We start from the raw sequence: 24,132 nt of genomic DNA, 5'->3' as shown, positions 1-24,132 counted from the left end.
ATGGGGGTCAGCTGCCGAGGATGACCTTCACGTAGTTTTGCGTTTCGGCATAGGGCGGGATGCCGCCGTGCTGTTCAACGGCCTTGGGACCTGCGTTATAGGCAGCAAGGGCGAGGCGCCAGCTGCCGAATTTGGAATACATCATCGACAGATAGCGCGCGCCGCCTTCGAGGTTTTCATGCGGGTCGTTGATGTCGACGCGCAGGAGGCGGGCGGTATCGGGCATGAGTTGGGCCAAGCCTGTCGCGCCCTTGGGGGAGACAGCACCGGCGTTCCAGCCGCTTTCCTGCTGCACGAGACGGAGGAAGATATCTTCCGGCACGCCATGGCGGCGGGCCATGTTCTTGGCAACTTCGAGATATTCCCCCTTGTAGCGGCCCGAGAAGCGGGGAACCGAAACGGCGCTGGCCTGTTCCAGAAGCGGGGGTTTCGGGGTGAGACGGACGGAGCCTTCGTATTGTTTGGCGAGGCGACCATCCAGCAGCGCGGTCTGCGACTGAAAGAGGGTTGCGCGAGATTTGGTCGATCCGGAGAGGCGGAGACCTTCGGCACTTGCGGGAACGGCCGCAAGGGCGGCCACGACCACGATCAACGCGGAAACACGACGCATCCAACACCTTCTCAAAAGCTCTGCGCGGCAAACTATAGCGATTCCCTGCCGTGCTGCCAGATGGAATGGCGGGGTGTCGGCGGGAAGGTGCCTGCGGGTGCTGCGGCGTTGCCCTTGGGCCCGCCCCCTGCTAGACGATCTGCAACCGTCGAAAGACATTGGTAACCAGAAGCAGGCCAGACTTGGCAGGCGCAGCGATTCGAGGAAGCGGACATGGCAGGTTCGGTCAACAAGGTCATCATCGTGGGCAATCTCGGGCGCGATCCCGAGGTGCGGAGCTTCCAGAACGGCGGCAAGGTGGTGAACCTGCGGATCGCGACCTCGGAGACCTGGCGCGACCGCAACAGCGGTGAGCGCAAGGAGCGCACCGAATGGCATTCGGTCGCGATTTTCAGTGAACCGCTGGCCAAGATTGCCGAGCAGTATCTGCGCAAGGGCAGCAAGGTCTACATCGAAGGCGCGCTGGAAACCCGCAAATGGCAGGACCAGTCGGGCCAGGACCGCTACACCACCGAGATCGTGCTGCGCCCCTATCGCGGGGAGCTGACGCTGCTGGATGGCCGGGATGGGGGCGGCAGCGGCGGTGGCGCAGCTTCGGGCGGCTATGACGACCAGGGCGGCGGCTATGGTGGCGGCGATTACGAAGGCGGCTCGGGCGGCGGCTATGGTGGCGGGCGGTCCGGCGGAAGCAGCTTTGGCGGCGGATCGCGCGGCGGCGCGGGCGGCCAGAGCGGCGGTGGCTTCGGCGGCGGCCGCAGCGACATGGACGACGAAATTCCGTTCTGAGCCCGGATGACGGCAGGGCCGGATGAGCATGGTTGCGCGCAGCCGCGCCCTTGACCTGTTGAAGATCGCGATGGCGGTCATGGTGGTGGGGATCCATTCCAATCCCTTCCACCCCTTTGGTCGCACGGCCATTCTGTTGACCGGGGAGGGCATCTATCGCCTGGCCGTGCCGGTTTTCTTTGTCATCAATGGCTATTTCTTCTATTCGACGGCCCAGTCAGGTCGTGTCATCGGCTATCTGCGGCGCACGGCCACGCTGTTTGCGCTGTGGATGGTGATCTACCTGCCGATTTCCTGGGTGTATTATGCCGCGCAAACGCCCCTTGGATTCTGGCGCGAGCTGCTCCTCGGCTATTGGCACCTGTGGTATCTGTCCGGGCTGACGCTTGCTGCGGCTTTGGCGGGGCTGACGCGATATTGGTCAACCGCGGCTCTGCTGACCTTGGGCGGCATCTGCTATCTGATCGGGGCGGCGATTACCTGGGGCGTCGCCTGGGACCAGATCGACCCTTGGGTCAGCCCGCATTTCCACCGCAATGGTCTGACGCTGGGCCTGCCGTTCCTGTTGCTGGGCTATATGATCCGGCGCCATGACCTTGTCGGCCGGTGTGACCTGCGGGCATTGGCGATTGCGGCAACGGGTGCCGTGGCGCTGGTTCTGGCCGAGTCGCTGGGGCTTGCCCGGATCGCGCCGCTGGGGGTGGGGCATGACAATCTTCTGTCGCTTCTGCTGGCCGCGCCGTTGCTGGTCATGCTGGCGCTGAAGCTGCCGGGCAGTTCGGGGCCGTCGCTGGGCCTCTGGTCCTCGGGGCTCTATTTCACCCATATCATCCCCTGCGCCCTGCTGTTCCGGCTGACAGATCTGTCTCATCCGGTGATCTTCGGTCTGACCCTTGTCACGGCGCTGGCCATGACCGGGCTGCTAATCCGCACAGGGCTTGCGCGACGGTTGTTCTGACGGGCACTGGACCTTCGCCGGGGGAAATCCTATATATTCCCTCAAGAAATCCATGAGACTGATATGACCGATCAAACGCCCCCCCTCGAAGGCGCCCCGCTGATCAAGCCTTCGACCACGGATCACCCGCTCTACGAGAGCGTGGTTGATGCCTGCCGCACCGTTTTTGACCCTGAAATTCCGGTCAATATCTATGACCTGGGATTGGTCTATACCGTTGAAATCAACGGCGAAGGTGATGTGAACATCGTGATGACGCTGACCGCCCCCGGCTGCCCCGTCGCAGGCGAAATGCCGGGCTGGGTCACCGATGCAGTCGAGGCGCTGCCCGGTGTGAAATCGGTGCAGGTGCAGATGACCTTTGATCCGCCCTGGGGGATGAACATGATGTCGGACGAGGCGCGGCTCGAACTCGGTTTCATGTAAGATCAAAGCCCCCTCGGGGGCTTTTTTCGCAGCCGCCGTCCGCGGTCTTGAGAACGGCCGCGAGAAAACCTATGTTCAGGACATAGCGAAAGGATCTTCCGATGTTCGGCATTCCCGGCAAACAGGCCGTGACCTTGACCCCGATGGCTGCAAAGCAGATTGCGCGTCTGATGGAAAAGCAGGCGGCGCAGGGGCTTCGCATCGGTGTGAAGAAGGGCGGCTGCGCGGGGATGGAATATACCATGGACTATGTGTCCGAGGTGAACCCCCATGATGAAATCGTCGAACAGGATGGGGCGCGCGTCTTCATCGCGCCCATGGCGCAGATGTTCCTGATCGGGACCGAGATCGACTATCAGATCTCGGCGCTTGAGGCCGGGTTCCGCTTCAACAATCCCAATGTGGCCGAGGCCTGCGGTTGCGGTGAATCCATCAAATTCAAGGATCAACCGGCAGCCTGATCCTTTGGCTGTTACCGCAAACTCTTTCCCCCCGTGTCAGAGAGTGGCATAAGGCCGCTGGTGATTTGACGGGAGGATCTCATGCAGAAACTTGCAGCCGGTAACTGGAAGATGAATGGCACTGCCGCCGCCTTGGCCGAGGTCAAGGCGCTTATCGCAGCCCACCCTGCCCCCGGATGCGAGATGCTGCTTTGCCCGCCGGCAACGCTCTTGGGCCAGATGGCCGATCTGGCTGCAGGCACTGCGCTGCGGGTGGGTGGCCAGGATTGCCACACCAAGACCGCGGGCGCGCATACCGGCGACATTTCGGCCGCCATGCTGGCCGATGCCGGGGCAAGCCATGTGATCCTCGGCCATTCCGAACGCCGCGCCGATCATGGTGAAACTGATGCGCTGGTGCGTGCCAAGACCGAGGCCGCCTGGGCCGCCGGTCTTATTGCCGTAGTCTGCGTGGGCGAAACCGAGGCCGAACGGGATGCCGGTCGTACGCTCGACGTGGTCGGCACCCAACTCGCCGGGTCCGTTCCCGAAGGCGCGTCCGCCGAAAACACCGTCATCGCCTATGAACCGGTCTGGGCCATCGGCACGGGCCGCACGCCCACGCTGGACGAGATCGCCGACGTGCATGCCTTCATGCGCCGCGAACTGACCGCGCGCTTTGGCGAAACCGCCCGCGGGATGCGCCTTCTCTATGGCGGCTCGGTCAAACCTTCGAATGCGACCGAGATTTTCGCTGTCGGCGATGTCGACGGGGCTCTGGTCGGAGGGGCGAGCCTGAAGGCCGCCGATTTCGGCGCAATCGTAACGGCGCTTTCCGCAGCGTGAATTCACCGTTTGCGGCGGGAAACGTCGCTTTGAGGACAGCCGCAAGCCAAGGACCGGGGCAATCTGCCCCGGTCTTTTCATGACCGAGGCCATTGTGACCCCTTTACAAGCCAATGCGCTCTGCCTGCTGTCGATGCTTGTCTGGGCCATGGGCCTGCCTGCCGCCGATATGCTGATCGGGTCAGTGCCGCCCTTGCTGCTGACGGCGGCACGCATGGCGGTGGCGGCTACGGTCATGTTGCCGGTTTGGTTCCTCTTGGACGGGCGGGCCGCCGTTCGCGGGGCGGCCTGGGGCCGCGGGATCCTGATCGGCGGTGGCACTTTGGGCTTGGGCGCCTTTCTGCTGGTGCTGGCGCAGCGCGAAACCGACGCCGTGACCGTGGCGGTCGTTTCAGCGGCCATGCCCCTGGTCGGCATCGGCATCGAATGCGTTGCGGATGGCCGTCGGCTCAGCCTTGCGATGGTTCTGGGGCTCGCGCTCTCGATCGTCGGCGGGCTGATGGCCTATGGCGCAGCAGTCGGCAGCCTCGATATGGGCCTTGGGGCCTTTTGCGCCCTGGCCTCGATCATCGCTTATACCCTGGGCTCTCGCATGACCGTGACGTCTTTCCCGGCGCTGACCCCTCTCGGGCGGACAGCGCTGACCCTTGCCGGGGCGGCCATCGCGACCGCGATCGCGGCGGCGGTCTCGTTGGTCCTGGGGGCGCCGGGGCCTGACTGGGCCGCCCTTGGTCTGCCCGAACTTGGCGCACTGCTGGTTTACGGCCTGCTGGCAATGGCCTTTTCGCAAATTCTCTGGATCGCCTCGATCGGCCATATCGGCATTGGCCTTGGATCGATGCACATCAACGCCGCCCCCTTCTATGTGATGTTCTTCCTGTTCCTGCTTGGCGATCCCTGGAACTGGACCCAGGCGCTTGGCGCCGCCGTTGTTGGCGCCGGTGTGCTGCTGGCGCAATCCGGCCCCGCCCGGCAAGTGACCACAGGATAATGATGCAAAGCCTCTCGCAATCCCCGCTCGACCCCGCTTTCGTGCAAAACCCCTACCCGTTTTACGAACGCGCGCGCGCGGCGGGCCCGTTCTTCCTGTGGGAGGACTATGGCTGCATCTCGACCGGCAATTACGCAGTGGTGAATGCGCTTTTCCGCGACCGCCGTCTGGGGCGCGAAGTGCCACCGGAAAAGCGCATGTCCATCCCCGAACACCTCGCCCCCTTCTATGCGGTCGAGGCACATTCGATGCTTGAGCTGGAGCCGCCCCGCCATACCCGGCTCAGAAGCCTCGTGCTGCGCGCCTTCACCTCACGCCGGATCACGGCGCTCGCGCCAGAGATCGAGACCCTGACCCATCAACTGATCGACGCTCTCCCAGAGGGCGAGTTCGACCTGCTCACACATTTCGGCCAGCGCCTGCCCGTAATCATCATCGCCCGCCTGCTGGGTGTCCCCGAAGAGATGGGGGACGACCTGCTCCGCTGGTCCAACGCAATGGTCGGCATGTATCAAGCCGGACGCGACCGCGCGCGTGAAGACGCCGCTGTCGCCGCGACAGAGGCCTTTGTGGGCTTCATGCGCGCCTATGTGGACGTGCGCCGCAAATCCCCCGGCGACGACCTGATCACTGCCCTGATCGCGGCGGAACAGGCGGGCGAAAAGCTCAACACGGAGGAGCTGATCACCACCTGCATCTTGCTCTTGAACGCTGGCCATGAAGCCACGGTCCACAGCTTCGGCAATGGCGTGAAAACCCTGCTCGAAACCCGCACCCCGCCCACGGCCCTCACCCCCGAGAGCATCGAAGGTACGGTGGAAGAGATCCTGCGCTACGACCCACCCCTCCATATCTTCACACGGCAAGTCTATGAAGAGGTGGAGGTCATGGGCACAACACTGCCGAAAGGCAGTGAAATCCAACTCTTGCTCGCTGCCGCGAACCGCGACCCGGCCGCCTTCGACACCCCGTCAAAGTTCCAGCCGAACCGCCCGCAAAAACCCAATACCAGCTTCGGCGCCGGCATCCATTTCTGCGTCGGTGCCCCTCTGGCCCGGCTTGAACTGCAGATCGCCCTGCCCTTGCTGTTCCAGCGCCTGCCCGGCTTGCGCCTCGCAGCCCCGCCGCGCTACGGAAATGTCTACCACTTCCATGGTCTTGAACAGCTGATGGTCCGCCGCGACTGAACAGAAAGGGGGCGCTCGCGCCCCCTCTGGCCTAACGGCCATTCACCCCCTGAGGATATTTTGAGACAGAAAATGAAGGCAGAGCCCGCGCCCTCATTTTCTGTCTGAAAATATCCTGGGGGTCCGGGGGCAAAGCCCCCGGCCTTGGTCAGAGTGGCAAGGCTGTGGTAGCCTTGATCTCTTCCATGCTCAGAAGTGCTGTCACGTTATGGATCTTCACCTGGCTGATCAGCGCCTGATAGAAGGTGTCATAGGCGCGGGCGTTTTTCACGCGGACTTTCAGGATATAGTCGATGTCGCCCGCAAGGCGGTGGGCTTCCAGAACCTCAGGGCGTTCGCGCAAGGTTTGCAGGAATTTCCTCTGCCAGTCGGCTTCATGTTCGCTGGTGCGGATGAGGACGAAGAAGCAGGCCTCGAGCCCCAAGGCCTCGGGGTCGAGAAGTGCAGTCTGGCGGGTGATGACGCCGGTCTCGCGCATGCGCTTGATCCGATTCCAGACCGGGGTCTTGCTGGAGCCGACCTTGCGGGCAATTTCGTCCAGCGACTGGCTGGAATCCTCCTGCAGGAGGCCAAGGATTTTCCGATCCATCTCGTCCAGCCGGGCCGACATTCTGCAAATCTCCCCTTGGGCGGAACCACGTTCCAGTTGCCCCGCATTTTGATGCAGATTTCCTTATCTGCAAGGGCATCTGGCGCAAAAGCAGGAAAATCTTCTATATACAGAACAGAATTTTCGCCCTTCCTGCCCGCCCATGTTGCCCGGAGTCTTACCATGGCCCGCTTCACCCCCAAAGTCGTGACCGCCAATGCACTGCTGGAGGGCGATGTGGTCTATCTGACCGCAGACAACCGCTGGTCGCGGGTGCATGAGGAGGCCGAGCTGATCACCGAGGCTGAATACGGCGATCAGCGCCTGGCTTTTGCTGCCGCGCAGAAGAATGTCATCGTCGGCGCCTATCTCGCCGATGCCAAGGCCGGGCAGAACGGCCCTGAGCCCACCCATTTCCGCGAGGTGTTCCGCACCCGTGGCCCGTCCAACTACTTCCACGGCAAACAGGCCGAGCTGAACTGACCGCAGGCAGGACCATACGCATGTACAGCTACAACGAATTCGACGAAGCCTTCGTCCGCGCCCGCGTCGCGCAGTTCACCCATCAGGTCGAGCGTCGTATCGACGGCAGCCTGACCGAGGAGGAATTCCGTCCGCTCCGTCTGATGAACGGTCTCTACCTTCAGCTGCATGCCTATATGCTGCGCGTGGCCATCCCCTATGGCACGCTGAACCCGCATCAGATGCGCCAGCTGGCCTTCATCGCCGACAGCTGGGACAAGGGCTATGGCCACTTCACCACGCGGCAGAACATCCAGTTCAACTGGCCCAAGCTTCCTGATGTGCCGAAGATGCTGTCGGCGCTGGCGGATGTGGGGATGCATGCGATCCAGACCTCGGGCAATTGCGTCCGCAACGTGACCTCGGATCACTTTGCCGGGGCCGCGGTGGACGAGATCGAGGATCCGCGCCCCTATGCCGAGCTGCTGCGCCAGTGGTCGACCGATCATCCGGAGTTTCAGTTCCTGCCGCGCAAGTTCAAGATCGCCATCACCGGCGCGCCGAATGACCGCGCCGTGACCAAGGCCCATGACATCGGGCTGCGCATGGTGAAGAACGCGGCCGGCGAAACCGGCTTCGAGGTCATCGTGGGCGGCGGTCTGGGCCGCACGCCGATGGTGGGCATGGTCGTGCGGGAGTTCCTGCCGATCGAAGATCTGCTGCCCTATGTCGAGGCGGTGCTGAGCGTCTACAACACGCTGGGTCGGCGCGACAACAAATACAAGGCGCGCATCAAGATCACCTTGCACGAGACCGGCAAGGAAGAAATCAGCCGCATGGTGGAAGAGCGCTTTGCCGAGCTGCGCCCGCTCTTTGGCGGCAATGACCAGAAGCTGCTGGCCGATATTCGCGAAGCCTTTGCAACGCCGGCCTTCCGCAATGCGCCGACCGATGCCTATGACGCCTTTTACAAGGCCGATCCGGTGTTCCGCGCCTGGGCCGATACCAACCTTACCCAGCATCGCAATGATCAATACGCGATCGTCACCATCAGCCTGAAGGCCCATGGCCAGACGCCGGGTGATGCAACCTCGGATCAGATGCGCGTCATGGCGGATCTGGCAGAGACCTATGGCCATAACGAGCTGCGCATCAGCCATGAGCAGAACGTGATCCTGCCCCATGTCCACAAGGGCGATCTGCCCGCGGTGCATGCGGCGCTGGTGAAGGCGGGTCTGGGGACGGCCAATGTGGGGCTGATCTCGGATATCATCGCCTGCCCCGGCATGGATTACTGTGCGCTGGCGACAGCCCGGTCGATCCCGGTGGCGCAAGAGATTGCGACCCGCTTTGACGCGCTGAAGCTGGAACATGACATCGGTCCGCTGAAGATCAAGATTTCGGGCTGCATCAACGCCTGCGGTCACCACCATGTCGGCCATATCGGCATTCTGGGTCTGGACCGTGCCGGGGTGGAAAACTACCAGATCACGCTGGGCGGTGACGGCACCGAAACGGCTGTCATCGGCGAACGTGCCGGTCCGGGTTTTGCCTATGACGAGATCGTTCCCGCGATCGAGCGTCTGGTGCAGGCCTATCTGGAACATCGCGAAGGCCCCGAGGAAACCTTCCTCGAAGCCTATCGCCGCCTCGGCCTGCAGCCGTTCAAGGCGGCGCTCTATCCGGCGGAAGGAAACAAGGATGCCGCGTGACACCAGCACCGGCCCGGTTGGCACCGTTGCCGAACGGGTCGTCGCGCTGAATGCCCGCTATCGCCACCACGGGGCGACGGCGGTGCTGGAGCGTGCCCTGACGGACCCGGATCTGGGCAAGGTGGCGCTGGTTTCGTCCTTCGGGGCGGAATCGGTGGTGCTGTTGCATCTGGTGTCGGTCATCGCGCCCGAGACCCCGGTCCTGTTCGTCGATACGCGGATGCTGTTCCAGGAAACGCTCGATTATCAGCGCGAACTGGCCGAGAAACTCGCGCTCTGCGACATCCGCACCATTCGCGCGCACCCCAAGCGCGTGGAATTCGAGGATCCGGACGGGACCCTGAACGAATTCAACACCGATGCCTGCTGCAACATCCGCAAGGTGGAGCCGCTGGAACGGGCGCTGAAGGAGTTCGACGGCTGGATCACCGGGCGCAAACGCTATCAGGGCTCGACCCGGCAGGATGTCGATTTCTTCGAGGCCGAGGGCGAGACGCGCATCAAGGTGAACCCGCTGGCCCATTGGGGCCGCGAGGATCTGGAAGACTATATCGTCAACAACCGCCTGCCCCGGCATCCGCTGGTGGCCAAGGGCTATCCCTCCATCGGCTGCGCCCCCTGCACCAGCCCGGTGAAGCCGGGCGAAGACCCGCGGGCGGGCCGCTGGCGCGGTCAGTCCAAGACCGAATGCGGTATCCATTTCATCAATGGCAAGGCCGTGCGCGGCCCTGTGGGCGATGCATCGAACAACGAGGAGAACGCGGCATGAGCGTGATCGTCACCGATACCGGCTTTACCCCGGTTGCCGATACCACCAACCCGGCGCTGGCCGATCTGGGCGCCGGCGCGCAAGTGGATCTGGCGCATACCGATGATCCGGCGGCGCTGAAGGATGTGCTCGGGCAGCTCACGCTGATCCGCGTGGCCTTCCCGGCCTTCAGCGACGGCCGCGCCTTCACCATCGCCCGCCGCCTGCGGATGATGGGCTACACGGGCGAGCTGCGCGCCTTTGGCCATGTCATCGCCGATCAGTACGGCATGGCCCGTCGCGTCGGCTTTGACGCGGTCGAGATCAGCGATGATCTGGCCGCCCGCCAGCCCGAAGACCAGTGGAAATTCCGCGCGGACTGGAAGGCCCATGACTATCAGTCGCGGCTGCGCGCCTGACTTCGGGCTTTTCCTGACCTTCCGCCTGACCTATTCAGGACCAGATATCCCATGACCGAGCAAAAACCCGTGTCCGAAACCGCTGCATCCAAAGTCACCCTGCCCGATGCCCAGACCGTGATCTCGGTCAAGCACTGGACGGACCGTCTGTTCTCGTTCCGGGTGGCGCGGCCCAAGTCGCTGCGCTTCCGGTCGGGCGAATTCGTGATGATCGGCCTGCTGGGCGACAACGGCAAACCGCTGCTGCGCGCCTATTCCATCGCCTCGCCCGCCTGGGACGAAGAGCTGGAGTTCTATTCGATCAAGGTGCCGGACGGGCCGCTGACGTCGAAGCTGCAGCACATCCAGCCGGGCGACGACATCATCCTGCGTCCCAAACCCGTGGGGACGCTGGTGCATGATGCACTGCTGCCGGGCAAGACGTTGTGGTTCCTGGCCACCGGCACCGGCATCGCGCCCTTCGCCAGCCTGATGCGCGAGCCCGAAACCTATGAGAAATACGACCGCGTCGTGATGATGCACACCTGCCGCGAACAGGCAGAGCTGGAATACGGGCGTCAGCTGGTCGAAGGCCTCAAGGATGATCCGCTGATCGGCGAGCTGGTCGAGGGCAAGCTCCTTTACTATCCGACCACCACGCGCGAACCGTCCGAGCGGATGGGCCGCATCACCGACAACCTCGCCTCGGGCAAGGTGTTCGAGGATCTGGGCCTGCCGAAGATGAACCAGGAAACCGACCGGGCCATGGTCTGTGGCAGCTTGGCCTTCAACAAGGATGTGATGGCCGTTCTGGAAAGCTACGGCCTGCGGGAAGGTGCCAATTCCGAGCCACGTGAATATGTGGTGGAAAAGGCCTTTGTCGGCGATGGCATCTGAGATTCGCCACACAAGACCCTCATTATAAATAAAAACGCCGCAAGTTCGCTTGCGGCGTTTTTCATGGGCGCGATGGGGGCGGTCCTGCCGCCCCCCATATGCTCACATCCCAAGCGCAGTCTTGACCTGCTGAACGGTGGCCTCCACCAGAGCCGGGTTCTTGGCGGCGCCATCCACGGCGGCCTTCAGCGTGCCCTTGGTCGCATCATCCAGCGTCGAGGCATCGATCAGACCGCTGATCTTGGCGGCGTCGAAATTCGCCGGGTCCAGAACGGCGGCCACATCGGCCACAGCCCCCGCAGCGGCGGTGGTGGCGGCGGTCGCAGCCTCGGTCGCGGCGGTGGCCGCATCGGTGGCGGTGTCGGTCGCGGCGGTGGCAGCGGCACCGGCGGCGGTGGTCGCAGCCTGGGCAGCCTCGGTTGCAGCGGTTGCAGCGGCGCCGGCGGCCTGGGTCGCGGCGGCGGCAGCATCATTGGCGGCGTCGGCAGCAACGGCGGCCCCCGTGCTCGCGGCGCCTGCGGCCTCGGTCACGGCTTCGGTGGCCGCTTCGGTTGCGGCGGCAGCAGCCTCGCCCGCAGCTTCGGTCGCGCTGGCGGCAGCATTGGCAGCATCCGTCGCCGCCTGGGTCGCATCGGTCGCAGCCCCAGCGGCGGCATCCGCAGCGGCCTCGGTCGCGGCAGAGGCCTGATTGGCGGCCTCAGTCGCGGCAGTGGAGGCAGTGCTGGCGGCCTCGGTCGCGGTCTGCGCGGCATCGGTTGCCACCTCTTCGGCGGGCTGACCGAAGTAGTAGTAACCTGCGGCGGCAGCGGCGATGACGACCCCGCCGATAATGACCTTGCTGTTCATGATTTTGCTCCTTCCAGCCGTGATCTGGTCACGGTCGGCAGACAGATGGCATCGCCCCGGCACGATTGAAAGGGGCGTGTTCCGCAATCTTGGGGGGAAAAATTTTCCCCGGGCCGCATGGGCGAAGGATTGCCGATGGCGGCATTTGCGCCCACGGCCAAAGGCCCCAGCGAATCTGGTTGAACTGGCGCCCAAGGACCAGTATTTTGCGCTCGGTTCCAAGGACAGAAGGATCAAGGCCATAGCCCGCAGACCCCACAATGCCCCTCCGCAGCGCGAGACGGGCCCCCGTGTCAACGAACGCATCCGCGCCCCGGAAATCCGCCTGATCGGCGCCGACGGCGAAAACGTGGGGATCGTGACCCCCTCTCGTGCCATGGCGATGGCGGAAGAGGCCGGTCTTGATCTGGTCGAGATCTCGCCCAACGCCGAGCCGCCGGTCTGCAAGATCATGGACTTCGGCAAGTTCAAATATGAACAGCAGAAGCGTGAGGCCGAGGCCCGCAAGAAGCAGAAGATCATCGAGATCAAGGAAATTAAGTTCCGGCCCGGCACCGATGATCACGACTATGACGTGAAGATGCGCGCCGTGCATAAATTCCTGGGCGAAGGCGACAAGGTGAAGGTCACCCTGCGCTTCCGCGGCCGTGAAATGGCCCACCAGGAGCTTGGCCTTGAGCTTCTGAACCGTGTGGCGGCCGATGTGGCCGAAGCCGGCAAGATTGAATCGATGCCCAAGCTCGAAGGGCGTCAGATGGTGATGATGATCGCGCCGAAATAAGCGATCGCGTCTTGTGCGGGGGCCGGTTGGCCCCCGTTTTCATTCAGGCCTCGCGCAGACGGCCGCGCTGGGGGATCTCTTTCAACAGGCCGCCCACGCCCATGGCCGCAATCTCGGCCGCACCGATGGGCAGGCCGCAGATCACCCGCTCCAGCACCCAATCGGCCCCGTTCAGCGCAGGCGAGCGGGCGCAGCCCGGCAGGCCAATGACCGGCCTGCCCTGCAGATCCCCCAGAAACAGCAGATTGCCCGGATCGACCGGCATTCCAAAGCGGATCAGCCGCCCCCCCGCCTGTTCCAGCGCAGCCGGGCCGACATCCGCCGCATCCGAGGTGGCCGAGGCGGTCAGGATGAAGATCACCTCACCCGGCGCGTCGCGCAGGGCCGCGGCCAGCGCCGCGGTGCGATGGGGCACAAGGCGGCGCGTGGGATCGAGCGCGGCCTCCAGCCGGTCCAGCCGGGCAGCCAGCGCCTCGCGCCCCTTGATCGACGGCGCTTCGCCAGACAGGCCGGTTTCGATCAGCGTGGCATGCCGCAGCTTTGGCGCAGCAAGGGCCACAGCCCCTGTCGCCGCTGCACAGGCACGGGCCAGCGCCGCCTCTGCCACGCCATAAGCGATGATCTTCACCGTCCCCACCATGGCCCCCGCCGCAACACGGGAAAAGCTGGGAAGCGTGGCCAGTGTGATCATCGGGTCCACGGCGTTCAACGCGGCAATCCGCGCGGGATCGGGCAGAAAGACCCCCGGCCCGGTGGCGTAAAGATTGACCCGCCCGGTCGCGGCCGTCGAAAGCCGCAGGCCCGGTGTGCCCTCCGGCACCAGCGCCGCGCCAAGGTGTGATGCCGCCGTATCCTCGGCCACATCGCCGGGATCAAGACGCGCGACTGTCACGTCGCGCAGACCCGCCGCCTGAAGTCGGACAATGTCGGCGGGCGTCAGCCAATGCCCCTTGGCAAGGCTGCCCTCCGGCAGATCGAGCCGATGGGCGAGGATCGCCCCCTCGGCATCGCCTAGCGGAACCGCGCCGAACCTCATGCGCCCTGCCTCAGAACCTGGGTGATCTGCGCCAGCACCGAGACCGCAATCTCGGCCGGGGTTTTCGCACCGATATCGAGCCCGACGGGCGCATGGATGCGCGCAAGCTGTGCGTCCGGCACCCCGGCCGCGCGCAGCCGATCCAATCGCTTGGCATGGGTGCGCGTGGACCCGAGGCATCCCAGGTAAAAGACATCCGACGCCAGCGCCGCGCGGATCGCCGGATCATCGAGCTTGGTGTCATGGGTCAGCGTGACGACCGCGGTCCGCGCATCGGGGCCCAGGGATGCCAATGCGGCATCGGGCCATTCGTCCAAGATCCGTTCCCCCGGAAAGCGCGCCGCGGCCCCAAAGGTTTCGCGCGGGTCGATCAGCGTCACCTCATAGCCGCAGGCCCGCGCCATGGGCGCCAGCGCCTGCGCGATATGCACGGCGCCCACGATGACCATCCGCAAGCCGGGGTTATGAACGGCGAGAAACCAGTCGCCCTCCTCCAATCCCGATCGGTCAGACCGCAGCCGCACTGCAGCCGCCTCGGTCAGCGGATCATATGCAAGGCCAACAAGGCGCCGTTCCCACCGGCCCAGATGCACGGCATAGACCCGGGGCTGTCGCGCAGCACGGGCGGCGACAAGTTCGGCCAAGAGGTCTTCGGTCAGGCCAATGCCCACCGGCTCCACCAACACCCGGATCGTGCCGCCGCAGGCCAGCCCCACGGCAAAAGCCGTTTCATCGCTGACCCCGAAGGTCAGAACGCGCGAGCGCCCGTCTTCCAACGCCTCCAGCGCCTCGGTAATGACCGCCCCTTCGACACAGCCACCCGAAACCGACCCCATGATGGCGCCCGAGGCATCAATCACAAGTTGGCTGCCCGGTTGGCGCGGGGCCGACCCCCAGGTTTCGACGACGGTGGCCAGCACCGCCCCGCGCCCGGCGCGATGCCAGGCCAGCGCAATTTCGGGGATCTGGTCATGGCGCAAGGCGCCGCTGTCGGTTCCGTCCTGCATCTGCTGCCTCCCGCGCTTCAGCATGGCAAGGCACCGCCCGGTGCGCCACGCGACCAAAGTGGCATGTCGGCGGAAAAACTCAAGAATTCCCGCGAGGAGATGGAAAAAGATGACGCCGCCGGAGGGAGGTCCGGCGGCGCGGAGGGAGCCGTCGCGCATGCGACGGGATGACACGGAACAGGGAGAACGTGTCACCCCCAAAGAATGCCCGCCCCGGCGCCCCTCGGCCTTGATTTGCGTCAAGTCCGAGCGGCATCTGCCGCGGCAGGCCGCCGCATCAGCGCCCCGCCAGCTGCTGCATCAGGGGCGAGATCATGCGGACCACCGCGCGGCGGTTGCGCGGCTCATCGCCCGCGGTCGGCACGCGCAGCTCGGTTTCGCCATAGCCTTGCACCACCATGTTTTCCGGCGGCACGTCGAAATATTCCGTCAGCGCCAGCGCCACGCTTTCGGCCCTGCGGTCCGACAGCGCAAGGTTATAGGCCCCGCTGCCCACGGCATCGGTATGGCCTTCGATCAGGAACATCTCATCGGGGTTGCGGCGGATCATCTGCGCCATGAAGCGGCCAAGCTCGGACAGTTTCGCCGCCTCGGTCGAACGGATCGCGGCCGAGCCTGTGGCGAAGGTGATGCTGTCTACATCCACCGTGGGTGCCAATGCGCGCACCTGCGGATAGTCGCGGATCTGCGACAGGCTGAAGGCGCGACCCGCTTCTTCGGCCTGGGCGCGCAACAGCCCGGCGCGCAGTTCGGCATCCTCGGCGCGCGGCGAGATGGTCAGGTTTTCTCGCGGCGGCGGCAGGGTGGTCACATCGACCTCCTGAATCTGGTCCGACAGGTCGTCGATCAGAACCGTCTGCCGACCATCGGGGCCCACGCGCAGGCGTTGCAAGACACGGCCGGCCGCATCGCGGATGGTGACGATCTGGCTGCCGTCCGGGCGGCTCACGATTGTGCGGACCGAACCATCAGCAAAGGTTTCTGTCCGGACGGTATTACCGGGCTGGCGCAGCAGCGTGTCATCATCCTTGAGCACGACATATTGGCCATTGTCCTGCTGCACGACCACGCGGTCCCCGGTGTTGGATACGACACGGTCGCCGTTCTTGAGCAGCGAGCCGACAACAAGCGCCCCAAGCACCACAAGACCCGCCTTTTCGAGATCCGACAGACCGTCCTTCTTCTTGGCTTCGGTGGCAGACTTGGCATCTGCCGTCGCAGCGGATTTGGCGGCCGGGGTCAGGGCTTCGGTCTTGAATTCCTCAGATGAGGCGCGGGTATCTGCCTCGGTCACCGTGGTTTCGGTAACGCGCGTGCCCGGTGCCGGGTCCTCATGCGGTGCAGCAGCAGCGGCGGGTTTGGTGCGCGGTTTGCGCGGCTTCGGGGCGGGCTCTTCGGCCTGCGCGGCGGTTTCAGGGGCAGCCTCGGTGCCCGGGACGGGTTTGCCTTCAGGGCGCGTGCCCAAGGTGGCCTTTTTCTTGGGCGAGGCTTCCTCGGTCAGGATATTGGTCAGCGCATCCACCGCCTCGGCCGCGGGCATGTCCTCACCCTCAGCCGGGGCCAGCACCACCTCGCCCAGCTCCGGAACAACGAGCGGGTCCCCCACGTCGGGCGCCTGTTCGGTTGCAGCCGGGTCTTTAGCGGCCTGTTCGGCAGCGGCAGCTTCAGCGGCGCGGGCGGCTTCCCTCGCAGCCTTTGCTTCTGCCTTTGCCGCATCGCGGGCGGCTTTCTCTTCGGCTTTGGCGGCCTTTTCGGCGGCTTTGGCCTCGGCTTTGGCGGCCTCTTCTGCGGCTTGCGCCGCTGCGGCATCTGCGGCCGCCTTGGCTTTGGCCGCCTCTTCGGCCGCTTGGGCATCGGCCGCAGCTTTCGCCTCGGCTTCAGCCTGCTCCGCCTCTTCGGCAGCCTTCGCCGCAGCCTCAGCCTTGGCTGCGTCTTCCGCAGCTTTCGCCTCTGCCTCAGCCTTGGCCTTCGCCTCAGCCTCCTCAGCGGCTTTCAGCTCGGCCTCGGCCTGTGCAGGGTCGTCTGCCGGCACAGCCACCCCGTCTTCCACAGGTGCGGCCTCTTCCACGGGGGCAGCCGCGCCCAGATCGCGTCGGGCATTGCGTTCGCAGTTCTTGGGGTTCACGGCAACGGTGCAGACAGAGCCCTCGGGGCAAGTTGCCTTCCGATCCTGCAGACAGATCACCGTCTGCCCGTCCACATCGATCACCGTCTCGGCGCGCAGCATCGCCGCATTCATCGGCGAGAGCGCGACCGCCAGCGCAGTGGTTGAGGTGAGAAGTCGCTTCATTCCGCATCCTTTCGCGAATCGTGCAGGCCCAACGCCGAGGGCCCGGTCCGGGTTCCAGCCAAGCCCCCAGCGCCGCCGATATGCGATAACAGCTGCCCGTCATCGGCTGACATCGGCTGGAAACCGGCCCCGGTCTGTGCCATCTTGCGCCCAAGCCGGATCAAAGCGCCGGGTCGCCGTTCTGCGCGCTTGCCACAGCGGCCGCTTCCGTGTATGCGACCCCATCCTTCCGCAAGACCCATGAACCGGCGCAGCCTCTCGTGGACGGGCCGCGGAAGGTGTTCAGGCCCGACCTATGAAATGCGCCCAGTGATACGGAGCTTACATGCCGCTTTACGAGCATGTCATGATTGCGCGTCAGGACCTGTCCAACGCGCAAGCCGAAGGTCTCATCGAACATTTCTCCACGGTTCTCGCGGACAACGGCGGCAAAGTCGTTGAACACGAATACTGGGGCGTCAAAACGATGGCCTATAAGATCAACAAGAACCGCAAGGGCCACTATGCCTTCCTGAAATCGGACGCGCCTGCCGCTGCCGTTCAGGAGATGGAACGCCTGATGCGCCTGCATGACGACGTGATGCGCGTTCTGACCATCAAGGTCGAAAAGCACGCGGAAGGCCCGTCGGTCCAGATGCAGAAGCGTGACGAGCGCGGCGAGCGTGGCGAACGCCCCGAAGGTGGCGAACGTCGTGAGCGCAGCTTCGGCGGCGACCGTCGTCGTTGATCTGATCAGGAAAGGACCAGAACATGGCGAACAAACCCTTCTTCCGCCGCCGCAAGGTTTGCCCCTTCTCGGGCGACAATGCTCCTGCGATCGATTACAAAGACGTGCGTCTGCTGCAGCGCTACATCAGCGAGCGCGGCAAGATCGTCCCGTCGCGCATCACCGCCGTCTCGGCCAAAAAGCAGCGTGAACTGGCGCAAGCCATCAAGCGCGCCCGCTTCCTGGCCCTGCTGCCCTACGCCGTGAAATAAGGAGAGACCTCAATGCAAGTCATCCTTCTTGAGCGCGTGGCCAAACTTGGCCAGATGGGCGATGTGGTGAAGGTGAAGGACGGCTACGGCCGGAACTTCCTGCTGCCGCAAGGCAAGGCGCTGCGCGCCACCGAAGCCAATATCAAAGGCTTCGAAGCCCGCAAGGCCCAGCTGGAAGCCCAGAACCTGGAAACCAAGAAAGAAGCCGAAGCCGTGGGCGCCAAGCTCGACGGTCAGGCCTTCGTGGTCATCCGTTCCGCTTCGGATTCGGGCGCTCTCTACGGTTCGGTCACCACCCGTGACGTGGCTGATGCCGCGACCGCCGGCGGTTTCACCGTGTCGCGCGCACAGGTCGTTCTCGACCGTCCGATCAAGGACCTGGGCCTGCACCCGGTGACCGTGGTCCTGCACCCGGAAGTCGCGGTGAAGGTCTCGATCAACGTGGCACGTTCGGTCGAAGAAGCCGCTCTGCAGGCTTCGGGCAAGTCGATCCAGGAACTCGCAGCCGAGGCAGAAGCCGCGGCCGAGTTCGAGATCGCCGAGCTGTTCGACGAAATGGGTTCGGCTGCTTCGGACGAGTGATCGTTTCGACAGACGTCTCGAAAACCGCGCAGGGGCAACCCTGCGCGGTTTTTTCATGCTCAGAGCATCGGATCGGCGATCACGACCTCATCCCCGGCGCGGACGGCCGTGTAAAAGCAGGACCGGCGGTTCGTGTGGCAGGCCGGGCCTTCCTGCGTCACCAAAAGCAGCAGGCAGTCGCGGTCACAATCGACACGCAGCTCGACCAGCCGCTGCACATGGCCCGAGGTTTCACCCTTGGCCCAAAAGCTCGCACGCGAGCGCGACCAATAGGTGACATTGCCGGTCTGCAAGGTGCGGGCGATGCTTTCGGCATTCATCCAGGCCATCATCAGCACCTCGCCCGAAGCATGATCCTGGGCGATGGCGGGGATCAGGCCATTGGCATCAAATTTCAGGCTTGCCGGATCGAAGGGCACTCTGGCCTCCTTTGCAAAGGGTGCGGGACGGGTCTATCTATGCGGGACAGGACGCGGAGGAAAGCGATGAGCGACACGGATCTGGTCAAACTCTATTCGGGCCGCATTCTGGCGCTGGCGGCCGATATCCCGCATCTGGGCCGCCTGCCCCATCCGCAGGGCAGCGCGCGGCGGCGCTCGCCGCTGTGTGGGTCCACGGTGACGGCGGATGTGGTGCTGCAGGATGGGCGCGTGGCCGAATTCGCGCAGGATGTGAAGGCCTGTGCGCTGGGTCAGGCGGCGGCGGCCATTGTGGGGGCAGCCGCACCCGGGCGTGACCTGGCCGAAATTCAGACCGCACGCGATGCACTGAAGGCCATGCTGCGTGAAGGTGCCGCCCCGCCCGCGGGTCCGTTTGCCGGGTTCGAGGTGCTGATTCCCGCGCGGGAGTACAAGAACCGCCATGCCTCGATCCTCTTGTCGATCGAGGCGCTGGCCGAGGCCATGGAACAGGCGCAAAGCATCTGAGGCGCATAAAAAAAACCGCCGCGGCACGCCGCGGCGGAAGTCGCGTGTCTGGCAGGCAAGCGTCGGGACAGTGACGCGGCATCGCTTGGGGACGATGCGCCCTGAGGCAGACCGCAGGCAGAAACTCAGACGAAATTGGGCAGCACGTGTAGCCCGACGAAAAGCAGGGCGAAGATGGCGACTGTGCCGATCGCATCCTCCAGCATGGTGGCGGACGAATGGGCGAAGACGGCTTTCACTTCCTTCAGCATCGAGACCTCCTCTGCTTTGTTGCCTAATTGTTCTCACAGGATTCACCACCTGTAAAGAACTTTTAGAGAACATTTGAGAACATAGAGGGGGAACGCCTATGCCGCGCCGCCGGTTCCGAAACGGATTCAACGGCTTGTCAGCCGACCGAGATCAGCTTGATCGCGCGGTCCTGATCCAGCAGCCACAGAAGATTGCGGGTCGCACGGCCGCGCGGGCTCTCCAACCGGGGGTCATCGGCCAGCAAACGGCGGGCATCGGACTGGGCGATTTCCATCAGGGCCGACTGTCGTTCCAGATCGGCGATTCGGAACCGCGGCAGTCCCGATTGCGCCGTGCCGATCAGATCACCCGCCCCGCGCATGGCGAGATCCTCTTCCGCGATGCGGAACCCGTCTTCGGTATCGCGCAGCGTCTGCAACCGGCGCTGCCCGCCTTCGGTCAGCGGCGCCTGATACATCAGAAGACAGGTCGATTGCGCGGCCCCGCGGCCAACCCGCCCCCGCAGCTGGTGCAGCTGCGCCAGACCAAAGACCTCGGCCCGCTCGATCACCATGATCGAGGCATTGGGCACGTTCACCCCGACCTCAATCACCGTGGTCGCAACCAGAACACTGGTTTCCCCGGCCACGAACCGCGCCATGGCGGCGTCCTTTTCGGCGGGCGGCATCTGCCCATGGACCAGCCCGACGCAGCCCTCGCCCAGATGGGCGCGCAGATCCTGAAACCGTTCCTCGGCACTGGCGTAATCGACGACTTCGCTTTCCTCGACCAGCGGGCAGACCCAATAGGCCTGCCGCCCCTCGGCCACGGCGCGGCGCAGATGTTCGACCACCTCGCCAATCCGGCTGTCGGAGACCATCACCGTCTTCACCGGCTTGCGCCCCGGCGGCTTTTCATCCAGCACCGAGACATCCATATCGCCATAGCTCGCCAGAGCGAGGCTGCGGGGAATGGGGGTCGCAGTCATCACCAGCACATCAACCGCGGCGCCCTTGGCCCCCAGCTCCATCCGCTGGGCCACACCAAACCGATGCTGTTCATCAATCACAGCAAGGCGCAGATCGTGAAAGGCCACGTCCTTCTGGAACACGGCATGGGTGCCCACAAGGATGCCGATCTCGCCCGCCGCAAGGGCCGCGAGCTTCGCGGCCCGGTCCGCGCCCTTGTCGCGGCCCGTCAACAGTTCCAGCCGGACCCCGGCGGCAGCGGCCAGCGGCGCGAGCCCCTCGTGATGCTGGCGGGCAAGGATCTCCGTCGGCGCCATCATCACGCCCTGACCGCCCGCCTCAACCGCGACCAGCAAAGCCATCAGCGCGACCAGCGTCTTGCCCGCGCCCACATCCCCCTGCAACAACCTGTTCATCCGCAGGGGCGAGGCCATGTCGGCGGCAATTTCGGCCACCGCGCGGGCCTGCGCCCCCGTTGGAACATAAGGCAATGAATCCAAAACCTTGCGCTGCAAAGTTCCAGTCGATCGCGAAGGGATTCCCTTGCCCTTCCGCGCCTGAGCCCGCGCCAGGGCCAACGTGACCTGATGGGCGAAAAGCTCATCATAGGCCAGCCGCTGGCGGTTTGGTGCAGAAGGCCCGATATCCCCGGACGACCGCGGCGCATGCACGGCGCGCAGCGCCTCATGCCAGTCAGGCCACCCCTCGCGCAGCTTCAAGGGTCCGTCGATCCATTCCGGCAGTGCAGGCGCCCGGGCCAGCGCCGCAAGCGCAGCCTTAGCGACCCCCTTTTGCGTGACCCCGGCAACCAGCGGATAGACCGGCTCATACTCCGGCAGCTCCCCGGCGTCTTCTGGGCGCAAGATGTGGTCGGGATGGACCATCTGCGGGATGCCGTCAAACGCTTCCACCCGGCCCGAAACCAGGCGCACCTCCCCCTCGGGGAGCAGTTTTTTTAGATAGTCGCCCCGTGCGTGGAAGAACACGAGCTGAAACTCGACGCCCGAATCCCGCACCATGATGCGATAGGGCCGCCCCTTGCTGCGCGGGGGGAGATGCGCGCCAACGGTGACCTCGACCGTCACGGTCGCAGGCACCTGCACATCGCGGACCGACGCGCGACGGCTGCGATCCACCCCCGAATAGGGCAGGAGGAACAGCAGGTCCTTGGGGCGCTGGATGCCCAGCCCCTCCATCGCCTTGGCCGTTTTCGGCCCGACACCGTCGAGCGTTTCCAACCCGGCAAAGAGCGGAAACAGGACCTCAGGGCGGCTCATCAGGCCTGCCCTGCCAGCGCGATCCAGGCGTCCTCATCAATGATCTGGATGCCAAGCGCCTCGGCCTGTTTGGCCTTGGACCCGGCGCCGGGACCGGCGATCACCAGATCGGTCTTGGCACTGACCGAGCCAGCGACCTTGGCCCCCAGGGCCTCGGCCCTCGCCTTGGCCTCAGCCCGTGACATCTTTTCCAGCGTCCCGGTAAAGACCAGCGTCTTGCCCGCAACGGCACTGTCCACCGGCGCGCGCGCCTGCACATCCTGCACCGTCAGCTGCGCGACCAGCCGGTCGATCTCGGCCCGCTCAGCCTCTTGTTGGAAGGCTGTGACGAGCGAGGTTGCCAGCACCGCGCCCACCCCGTCAATCGCCGTCAGCTCGGCCCATGCCTGCCCCTCACCGATGCGGGCGGCGGTCATTGCCGCCTCGAACGCCTGCCAGCTGCCATAATGCGTGGCAAGCAGGCTGGCCGAGGTTTCGCCCACATGGCGGATTCCGAGCGCGAAGATCAGTCGGTTGAGCGGGATGGACCGCTTCGCCTCAATCGCGGCAAACAGCTTGCGGACCGAGGTGTCGCCAAAGCCGTCGCGGTTCTTCAGCTTGGCGAGGTTGGCCGCATCGCGCGCGGCCAGCGTGAAAATATCGGCCGGGCTACGGACGGGAAGCAAGCTGTCGGCAAAGAACATCTCGATCTGTTTGGCCCCCAGACCTTCGATGTCAAAGGCGTTGCGGCTGACGAAATGCTTCAGCCGCTCCACCGCCTGGGCCGGGCAGATCATCCCCCCGGTGCAGCGACGCACGGCATCACCCGCCTCGCGGATGGCTTCGGACCCGCATTCGGGGCAATGCTGCGGAAATTCGAAGGGCACCGCCGTGTCGGGGCGTTGCGACAGGTCGACATCCGCAATCTTGGGGATCACATCGCCCGCGCGGTAGACCTGCACCCAGTCGCCGAGGCGGATATCCTTGCCCTCACGGATCACGGCGCCACGCGAATCGCGGCCCTGAATATAGTCCTCATTGTGCAGCGTCGCATTGGAGACGACCACGCCCCCCACCGTCACGGGCCGTAGCCGCGCGACAGGGCTGAGCGCGCCGGTGCGGCCGACCTGAATGTCGATGGCCTCAAGCCGGGTCCAGGCGAGTTCAGCCGGGAATTTATGTGCAATCGCCCAGCGGGGGGTCGCGGCGCGGAAGCCCAGCCGGCGCTGCAGCGCTAGGTCATTCACCTTGTAGACGACGCCGTCGATGTCATAGCCCAGCGTGGCGCGCTGCGCTTCGATACTGCGGTAATGCGCGAGGAGTTCCGACGTGGTCAGGCACAGCCGGGTCAGGGGGTTGGTCTGAAAGCCAAGTGCGGCTAGCCGTTCGATGGCCGCAAATTGCGTTTCGGCCAGGGGTTCCGACAGCGCCCCCCAAGAATAGGCAAAGAAGCGGAGCGGCCGGGCGGCGGTAATCCGTGCATCCAGCTGGCGGAGCGACCCGGCCGCCGCATTGCGCGGGTTGGCAAAGGTCTTGTCACCGCTCTCCTGCTGTCGGGCGTTCAGCGCGGCGAAATCAGCATGGGACATGTAGACCTCGCCCCGCACTTCAAGCACGGCGGGCGCCCCGACGAGGCGCTGGGGAATATCCGCGATGGTACGGGCATTTTCGGTGACATTTTCCCCCGTTTCGCCATCGCCGCGGGTGGCGGCCTGCACAAGCACCCCGTTTTCATAGCGCAACGACAGCGAAAGACCGTCAATCTTGGGTTCAGCCGTCAGGGCCAGCGGCCCCTCATGCCCCAGATAGCTGCGAACCCGGCCTTCGAAATCGGTCACGTCCGAATCCTCGAAAGCGTTTTCGAGGCTCAGCATCCGGATTTCGTGCCGCACCTTGCCAAAGCCTTCGGCCAGACCCGCGCCGACCTGCTCCAGCGGACTTTCCCCTGTCTTCAGGGCCGGGAAGCGGGCCTCAATCGCGCTATAGCGCCGTTTCAGCGCATCGAAGGCCGCATCGCTGATCTCGGGCGCATCGAGCCGGTGGTAGGCATCATTCGCCGCCGCGATCCGGGCGCCAAGATCGGCAAGTTCCGACCGGGCCTCGGCCTCGGACAGCTGATCGACGGGCTTTTCTTCGGCCATGCTTTCCTCCACGCTTGCGCCAGATGTAGGAGAGGCCAAG

General features: G+C 64.7%; 27 protein-coding genes. 17 read left to right on the top strand and 10 right to left on the bottom strand.

Features of this window, described 5'->3' with window-relative positions:
• Positions 1-7: 7 nt before the first annotated feature.
• Positions 8-610 carry a lytic transglycosylase domain-containing protein gene (locus IE101_RS01530; protein WP_189632037.1) on the bottom strand — a complete coding sequence of 201 codons (603 nt, stop codon included), beginning with the start codon at positions 608-610 and terminating at the stop codon, positions 8-10.
• A gap of 213 nt (positions 611-823) precedes the next feature.
• Here IE101_RS01530 and ssb point away from each other — a divergent pair, with 213 nt between their 5' ends.
• From ssb to IE101_RS01495, 7 genes are all read left to right on the top strand, one after another.
• Complete coding sequence (gene ssb / locus IE101_RS01525) at positions 824-1,396, top strand: single-stranded DNA-binding protein (protein ID WP_189632036.1); 573 nt, start codon at positions 824-826, stop codon at positions 1,394-1,396.
• Between the two features lie 22 nt (positions 1,397-1,418).
• Positions 1,419-2,354, top strand: coding sequence for an acyltransferase family protein (locus IE101_RS01520; protein ID WP_189632035.1), 936 nt, complete (start codon positions 1,419-1,421; stop codon positions 2,352-2,354).
• Positions 2,355-2,417: 63 nt separating this feature from the next.
• The gene (locus tag IE101_RS01515) at positions 2,418-2,780 is read left to right on the top strand and encodes an SUF system Fe-S cluster assembly protein (RefSeq protein ID WP_189632034.1); all 363 of its coding nucleotides are present in this window, start codon (positions 2,418-2,420) and stop codon (positions 2,778-2,780) included.
• A 101-nt stretch (positions 2,781-2,881) separates the two neighbouring features.
• On the top strand, positions 2,882-3,241 hold the full coding sequence (locus tag IE101_RS01510) for a HesB/IscA family protein (protein WP_189632033.1): 360 nt from the start codon (positions 2,882-2,884) through the stop codon (positions 3,239-3,241).
• Between the two features lie 81 nt (positions 3,242-3,322).
• A complete protein-coding gene (tpiA, locus tag IE101_RS01505; protein WP_189632032.1) occupies positions 3,323-4,066 on the top strand; it encodes a triose-phosphate isomerase in 744 nt (247 codons plus the stop codon).
• Between the two features lie 79 nt (positions 4,067-4,145).
• A complete protein-coding gene (locus tag IE101_RS01500) occupies positions 4,146-5,057 on the top strand; it encodes a DMT family transporter (protein ID WP_189632031.1) in 912 nt (303 codons plus the stop codon).
• Between the two features lie 2 nt (positions 5,058-5,059).
• On the top strand, positions 5,060-6,244 hold the full coding sequence (locus tag IE101_RS01495) for a cytochrome P450 (RefSeq protein ID WP_189632711.1): 1,185 nt from the start codon (positions 5,060-5,062) through the stop codon (positions 6,242-6,244).
• A 148-nt stretch (positions 6,245-6,392) separates the two neighbouring features.
• Here the strand turns inward: IE101_RS01495 and IE101_RS01490 are convergent, their stop codons facing one another.
• Positions 6,393-6,854, bottom strand: coding sequence for an Lrp/AsnC family transcriptional regulator (locus tag IE101_RS01490; protein WP_189632030.1), 462 nt, complete (start codon positions 6,852-6,854; stop codon positions 6,393-6,395).
• 162 nt (positions 6,855-7,016) lie between these two features.
• On the opposite strand from IE101_RS01490, the gene IE101_RS01485 reads away from it, so the two are divergent.
• Genes IE101_RS01485 through IE101_RS01465 form a run of 5 tightly spaced genes read left to right on the top strand, consistent with a single transcriptional unit; the run spans position 7,017 to position 11,050 of the window.
• Complete coding sequence (locus tag IE101_RS01485) at positions 7,017-7,316, top strand: DUF2849 domain-containing protein (RefSeq protein WP_189632029.1); 300 nt, start codon at positions 7,017-7,019, stop codon at positions 7,314-7,316.
• Positions 7,317-7,336: 20 nt separating this feature from the next.
• A complete protein-coding gene (locus IE101_RS01480) occupies positions 7,337-9,007 on the top strand; it encodes a nitrite/sulfite reductase (protein WP_189632028.1) in 1,671 nt (556 codons plus the stop codon).
• A complete protein-coding gene (locus IE101_RS01475) occupies positions 8,997-9,776 on the top strand; it encodes a phosphoadenylyl-sulfate reductase (protein ID WP_189632027.1) in 780 nt (259 codons plus the stop codon). The genes IE101_RS01480 and IE101_RS01475 overlap by 11 nt, the downstream gene beginning before the upstream one ends.
• Positions 9,773-10,174 (top strand): DUF934 domain-containing protein, encoded by a 402-nt coding sequence (locus IE101_RS01470; RefSeq protein ID WP_189632026.1) that lies wholly within the window; start codon positions 9,773-9,775, stop codon positions 10,172-10,174. The genes IE101_RS01475 and IE101_RS01470 overlap by 4 nt, the downstream gene beginning before the upstream one ends.
• Before the next feature lie 51 nt (positions 10,175-10,225).
• Positions 10,226-11,050: a ferredoxin--NADP reductase gene (locus IE101_RS01465; protein WP_189632025.1), complete on the top strand. Its 825-nt coding sequence runs from the start codon at positions 10,226-10,228 to the stop codon at positions 11,048-11,050.
• A gap of 102 nt (positions 11,051-11,152) precedes the next feature.
• Here the strand turns inward: IE101_RS01465 and IE101_RS01460 are convergent, their stop codons facing one another.
• Complete coding sequence (locus tag IE101_RS01460) at positions 11,153-11,896, bottom strand: hypothetical protein (protein ID WP_189632024.1); 744 nt, start codon at positions 11,894-11,896, stop codon at positions 11,153-11,155.
• Here IE101_RS01460 and infC point away from each other — a divergent pair.
• A complete protein-coding gene (gene infC, locus IE101_RS01455) occupies positions 11,862-12,677 on the top strand; it encodes a translation initiation factor IF-3 (protein ID WP_444542712.1) in 816 nt (271 codons plus the stop codon). The two genes, IE101_RS01460 and infC, sit on opposite strands and share 35 nt — an antisense overlap.
• 43 nt (positions 12,678-12,720) lie before the next feature.
• Here the strand turns inward: infC and IE101_RS01450 are convergent, their stop codons facing one another.
• The 3 genes from IE101_RS01450 to IE101_RS20025 all read right to left on the bottom strand — a co-directional run bounded on the left by IE101_RS01450 (position 12,721) and on the right by IE101_RS20025 (position 17,010).
• Positions 12,721-13,713, bottom strand: coding sequence for a molybdopterin-binding protein (locus IE101_RS01450; RefSeq protein ID WP_189632023.1), 993 nt, complete (start codon positions 13,711-13,713; stop codon positions 12,721-12,723).
• Positions 13,710-14,720, bottom strand: coding sequence for an XdhC family protein (locus IE101_RS01445; protein WP_189632022.1), 1,011 nt, complete (start codon positions 14,718-14,720; stop codon positions 13,710-13,712). Before IE101_RS01445 ends, IE101_RS01450 begins: the two co-directional genes overlap by 4 nt.
• Before the next feature lie 277 nt (positions 14,721-14,997).
• Entirely contained in the window at positions 14,998-17,010 is a 2,013-nt protein-coding gene (locus IE101_RS20025; RefSeq protein ID WP_308429859.1) for an OmpA family protein, read from the bottom strand.
• 325 nt (positions 17,011-17,335) lie between these two features.
• Between IE101_RS20025 and rpsF the strand changes: the two genes are divergently transcribed.
• Genes rpsF through rplI form a run of 3 tightly spaced genes read left to right on the top strand, consistent with a single transcriptional unit; the run spans position 17,336 to position 18,570 of the window.
• The gene (gene rpsF / locus IE101_RS01435; RefSeq protein ID WP_189632021.1) at positions 17,336-17,737 is read left to right on the top strand and encodes a 30S ribosomal protein S6; all 402 of its coding nucleotides are present in this window, start codon (positions 17,336-17,338) and stop codon (positions 17,735-17,737) included.
• A gap of 23 nt (positions 17,738-17,760) precedes the next feature.
• Complete coding sequence (gene rpsR / locus IE101_RS01430) at positions 17,761-17,988, top strand: 30S ribosomal protein S18 (protein ID WP_023666208.1); 228 nt, start codon at positions 17,761-17,763, stop codon at positions 17,986-17,988.
• Between the two features lie 12 nt (positions 17,989-18,000).
• Positions 18,001-18,570, top strand: a complete 570-nt coding sequence (gene rplI / locus IE101_RS01425) for a 50S ribosomal protein L9 (protein WP_189632020.1) — start codon at positions 18,001-18,003, stop codon at positions 18,568-18,570.
• A gap of 59 nt (positions 18,571-18,629) precedes the next feature.
• Here the strand turns inward: rplI and hisI are convergent, their stop codons facing one another.
• The gene (gene hisI / locus IE101_RS01420) at positions 18,630-18,989 is read right to left on the bottom strand and encodes a phosphoribosyl-AMP cyclohydrolase (RefSeq protein ID WP_189632019.1); all 360 of its coding nucleotides are present in this window, start codon (positions 18,987-18,989) and stop codon (positions 18,630-18,632) included.
• A gap of 66 nt (positions 18,990-19,055) precedes the next feature.
• Between hisI and IE101_RS01415 the strand changes: the two genes are divergently transcribed.
• Entirely contained in the window at positions 19,056-19,496 is a 441-nt protein-coding gene (locus IE101_RS01415) for an iron-sulfur cluster assembly scaffold protein (protein ID WP_189632018.1), read from the top strand.
• A gap of 125 nt (positions 19,497-19,621) precedes the next feature.
• On the opposite strand, the gene IE101_RS19965 is transcribed toward IE101_RS01415, so the two are convergent.
• The 3 genes from IE101_RS19965 to ligA all read right to left on the bottom strand — a co-directional run bounded on the left by IE101_RS19965 (position 19,622) and on the right by ligA (position 24,092).
• Positions 19,622-19,747 carry a hypothetical protein gene (locus IE101_RS19965; RefSeq protein ID WP_268247265.1) on the bottom strand — a complete coding sequence of 42 codons (126 nt, stop codon included), beginning with the start codon at positions 19,745-19,747 and terminating at the stop codon, positions 19,622-19,624.
• 137 nt (positions 19,748-19,884) lie between these two features.
• Entirely contained in the window at positions 19,885-21,972 is a 2,088-nt protein-coding gene (recG, locus tag IE101_RS01410) for an ATP-dependent DNA helicase RecG (RefSeq protein WP_189632017.1), read from the bottom strand.
• Positions 21,972-24,092 (bottom strand): NAD-dependent DNA ligase LigA, encoded by a 2,121-nt coding sequence (gene ligA / locus IE101_RS01405; RefSeq protein ID WP_189632016.1) that lies wholly within the window; start codon positions 24,090-24,092, stop codon positions 21,972-21,974. Before ligA ends, recG begins: the two co-directional genes overlap by 1 nt.
• Between the last annotated feature and the right edge of the window lie 40 nt (positions 24,093-24,132).

Origin of the sequence: Gemmobacter lanyuensis, from assembly GCF_014652355.1 — a bacterium.
GTDB lineage: Bacteria > Pseudomonadota > Alphaproteobacteria > Rhodobacterales > Rhodobacteraceae > Gemmobacter > Gemmobacter lanyuensis.
The sequence above is the reverse complement of the archived record's forward strand: the minus strand, read 5'-3'. Positions and strand labels throughout refer to the sequence as shown.

Bases quoted from the DNA above. Each gene is read 5' to 3' on its own strand.
- rpsR (WP_023666208.1), top strand. From the start codon at position 17,761: ATGGCGAACAAACCCTTCTTCCGCCGCCGCAAGGTTTGCCCCTTCTCG.
- IE101_RS20025 (WP_308429859.1), bottom strand. From the start codon at position 17,010: ATGAAGCGACTTCTCACCTCAACCACTGCGCTGGCGGTCGCGCTCTCG.
- IE101_RS01480 (WP_189632028.1), top strand. From the start codon at position 7,337: ATGTACAGCTACAACGAATTCGACGAAGCCTTCGTCCGCGCCCGCGTC.
- IE101_RS19965 (WP_268247265.1), bottom strand. From the start codon at position 19,747: ATGCTGAAGGAAGTGAAAGCCGTCTTCGCCCATTCGTCCGCCACCATG.
- IE101_RS01530 (WP_189632037.1), bottom strand. From the start codon at position 610: ATGCGTCGTGTTTCCGCGTTGATCGTGGTCGTGGCCGCCCTTGCGGCC.
- IE101_RS01520 (WP_189632035.1), top strand. From the start codon at position 1,419: ATGAGCATGGTTGCGCGCAGCCGCGCCCTTGACCTGTTGAAGATCGCG.
- IE101_RS01500 (WP_189632031.1), top strand. From the start codon at position 4,146: ATGACCGAGGCCATTGTGACCCCTTTACAAGCCAATGCGCTCTGCCTG.
- infC (WP_444542712.1), top strand. From the start codon at position 11,862: ATGACGACCCCGCCGATAATGACCTTGCTGTTCATGATTTTGCTCCTT.
- IE101_RS01415 (WP_189632018.1), top strand. From the start codon at position 19,056: ATGAGCGACACGGATCTGGTCAAACTCTATTCGGGCCGCATTCTGGCG.
- IE101_RS01470 (WP_189632026.1), top strand. From the start codon at position 9,773: ATGAGCGTGATCGTCACCGATACCGGCTTTACCCCGGTTGCCGATACC.
- IE101_RS01445 (WP_189632022.1), bottom strand. From the start codon at position 14,720: ATGCAGGACGGAACCGACAGCGGCGCCTTGCGCCATGACCAGATCCCC.
- IE101_RS01510 (WP_189632033.1), top strand. From the start codon at position 2,882: ATGTTCGGCATTCCCGGCAAACAGGCCGTGACCTTGACCCCGATGGCT.
- IE101_RS01465 (WP_189632025.1), top strand. From the start codon at position 10,226: ATGACCGAGCAAAAACCCGTGTCCGAAACCGCTGCATCCAAAGTCACC.
- IE101_RS01485 (WP_189632029.1), top strand. From the start codon at position 7,017: ATGGCCCGCTTCACCCCCAAAGTCGTGACCGCCAATGCACTGCTGGAG.
- IE101_RS01450 (WP_189632023.1), bottom strand. From the start codon at position 13,713: ATGAGGTTCGGCGCGGTTCCGCTAGGCGATGCCGAGGGGGCGATCCTC.
- rplI (WP_189632020.1), top strand. From the start codon at position 18,001: ATGCAAGTCATCCTTCTTGAGCGCGTGGCCAAACTTGGCCAGATGGGC.
- IE101_RS01495 (WP_189632711.1), top strand. From the start codon at position 5,060: ATGCAAAGCCTCTCGCAATCCCCGCTCGACCCCGCTTTCGTGCAAAAC.
- recG (WP_189632017.1), bottom strand. From the start codon at position 21,972: ATGAGCCGCCCTGAGGTCCTGTTTCCGCTCTTTGCCGGGTTGGAAACG.
- IE101_RS01490 (WP_189632030.1), bottom strand. From the start codon at position 6,854: ATGTCGGCCCGGCTGGACGAGATGGATCGGAAAATCCTTGGCCTCCTG.
- IE101_RS01475 (WP_189632027.1), top strand. From the start codon at position 8,997: ATGCCGCGTGACACCAGCACCGGCCCGGTTGGCACCGTTGCCGAACGG.
- tpiA (WP_189632032.1), top strand. From the start codon at position 3,323: ATGCAGAAACTTGCAGCCGGTAACTGGAAGATGAATGGCACTGCCGCC.
- IE101_RS01460 (WP_189632024.1), bottom strand. From the start codon at position 11,896: ATGAACAGCAAGGTCATTATCGGCGGGGTCGTCATCGCCGCTGCCGCC.
- ligA (WP_189632016.1), bottom strand. From the start codon at position 24,092: ATGGCCGAAGAAAAGCCCGTCGATCAGCTGTCCGAGGCCGAGGCCCGG.
- rpsF (WP_189632021.1), top strand. From the start codon at position 17,336: ATGCCGCTTTACGAGCATGTCATGATTGCGCGTCAGGACCTGTCCAAC.
- IE101_RS01515 (WP_189632034.1), top strand. From the start codon at position 2,418: ATGACCGATCAAACGCCCCCCCTCGAAGGCGCCCCGCTGATCAAGCCT.
- ssb (WP_189632036.1), top strand. From the start codon at position 824: ATGGCAGGTTCGGTCAACAAGGTCATCATCGTGGGCAATCTCGGGCGC.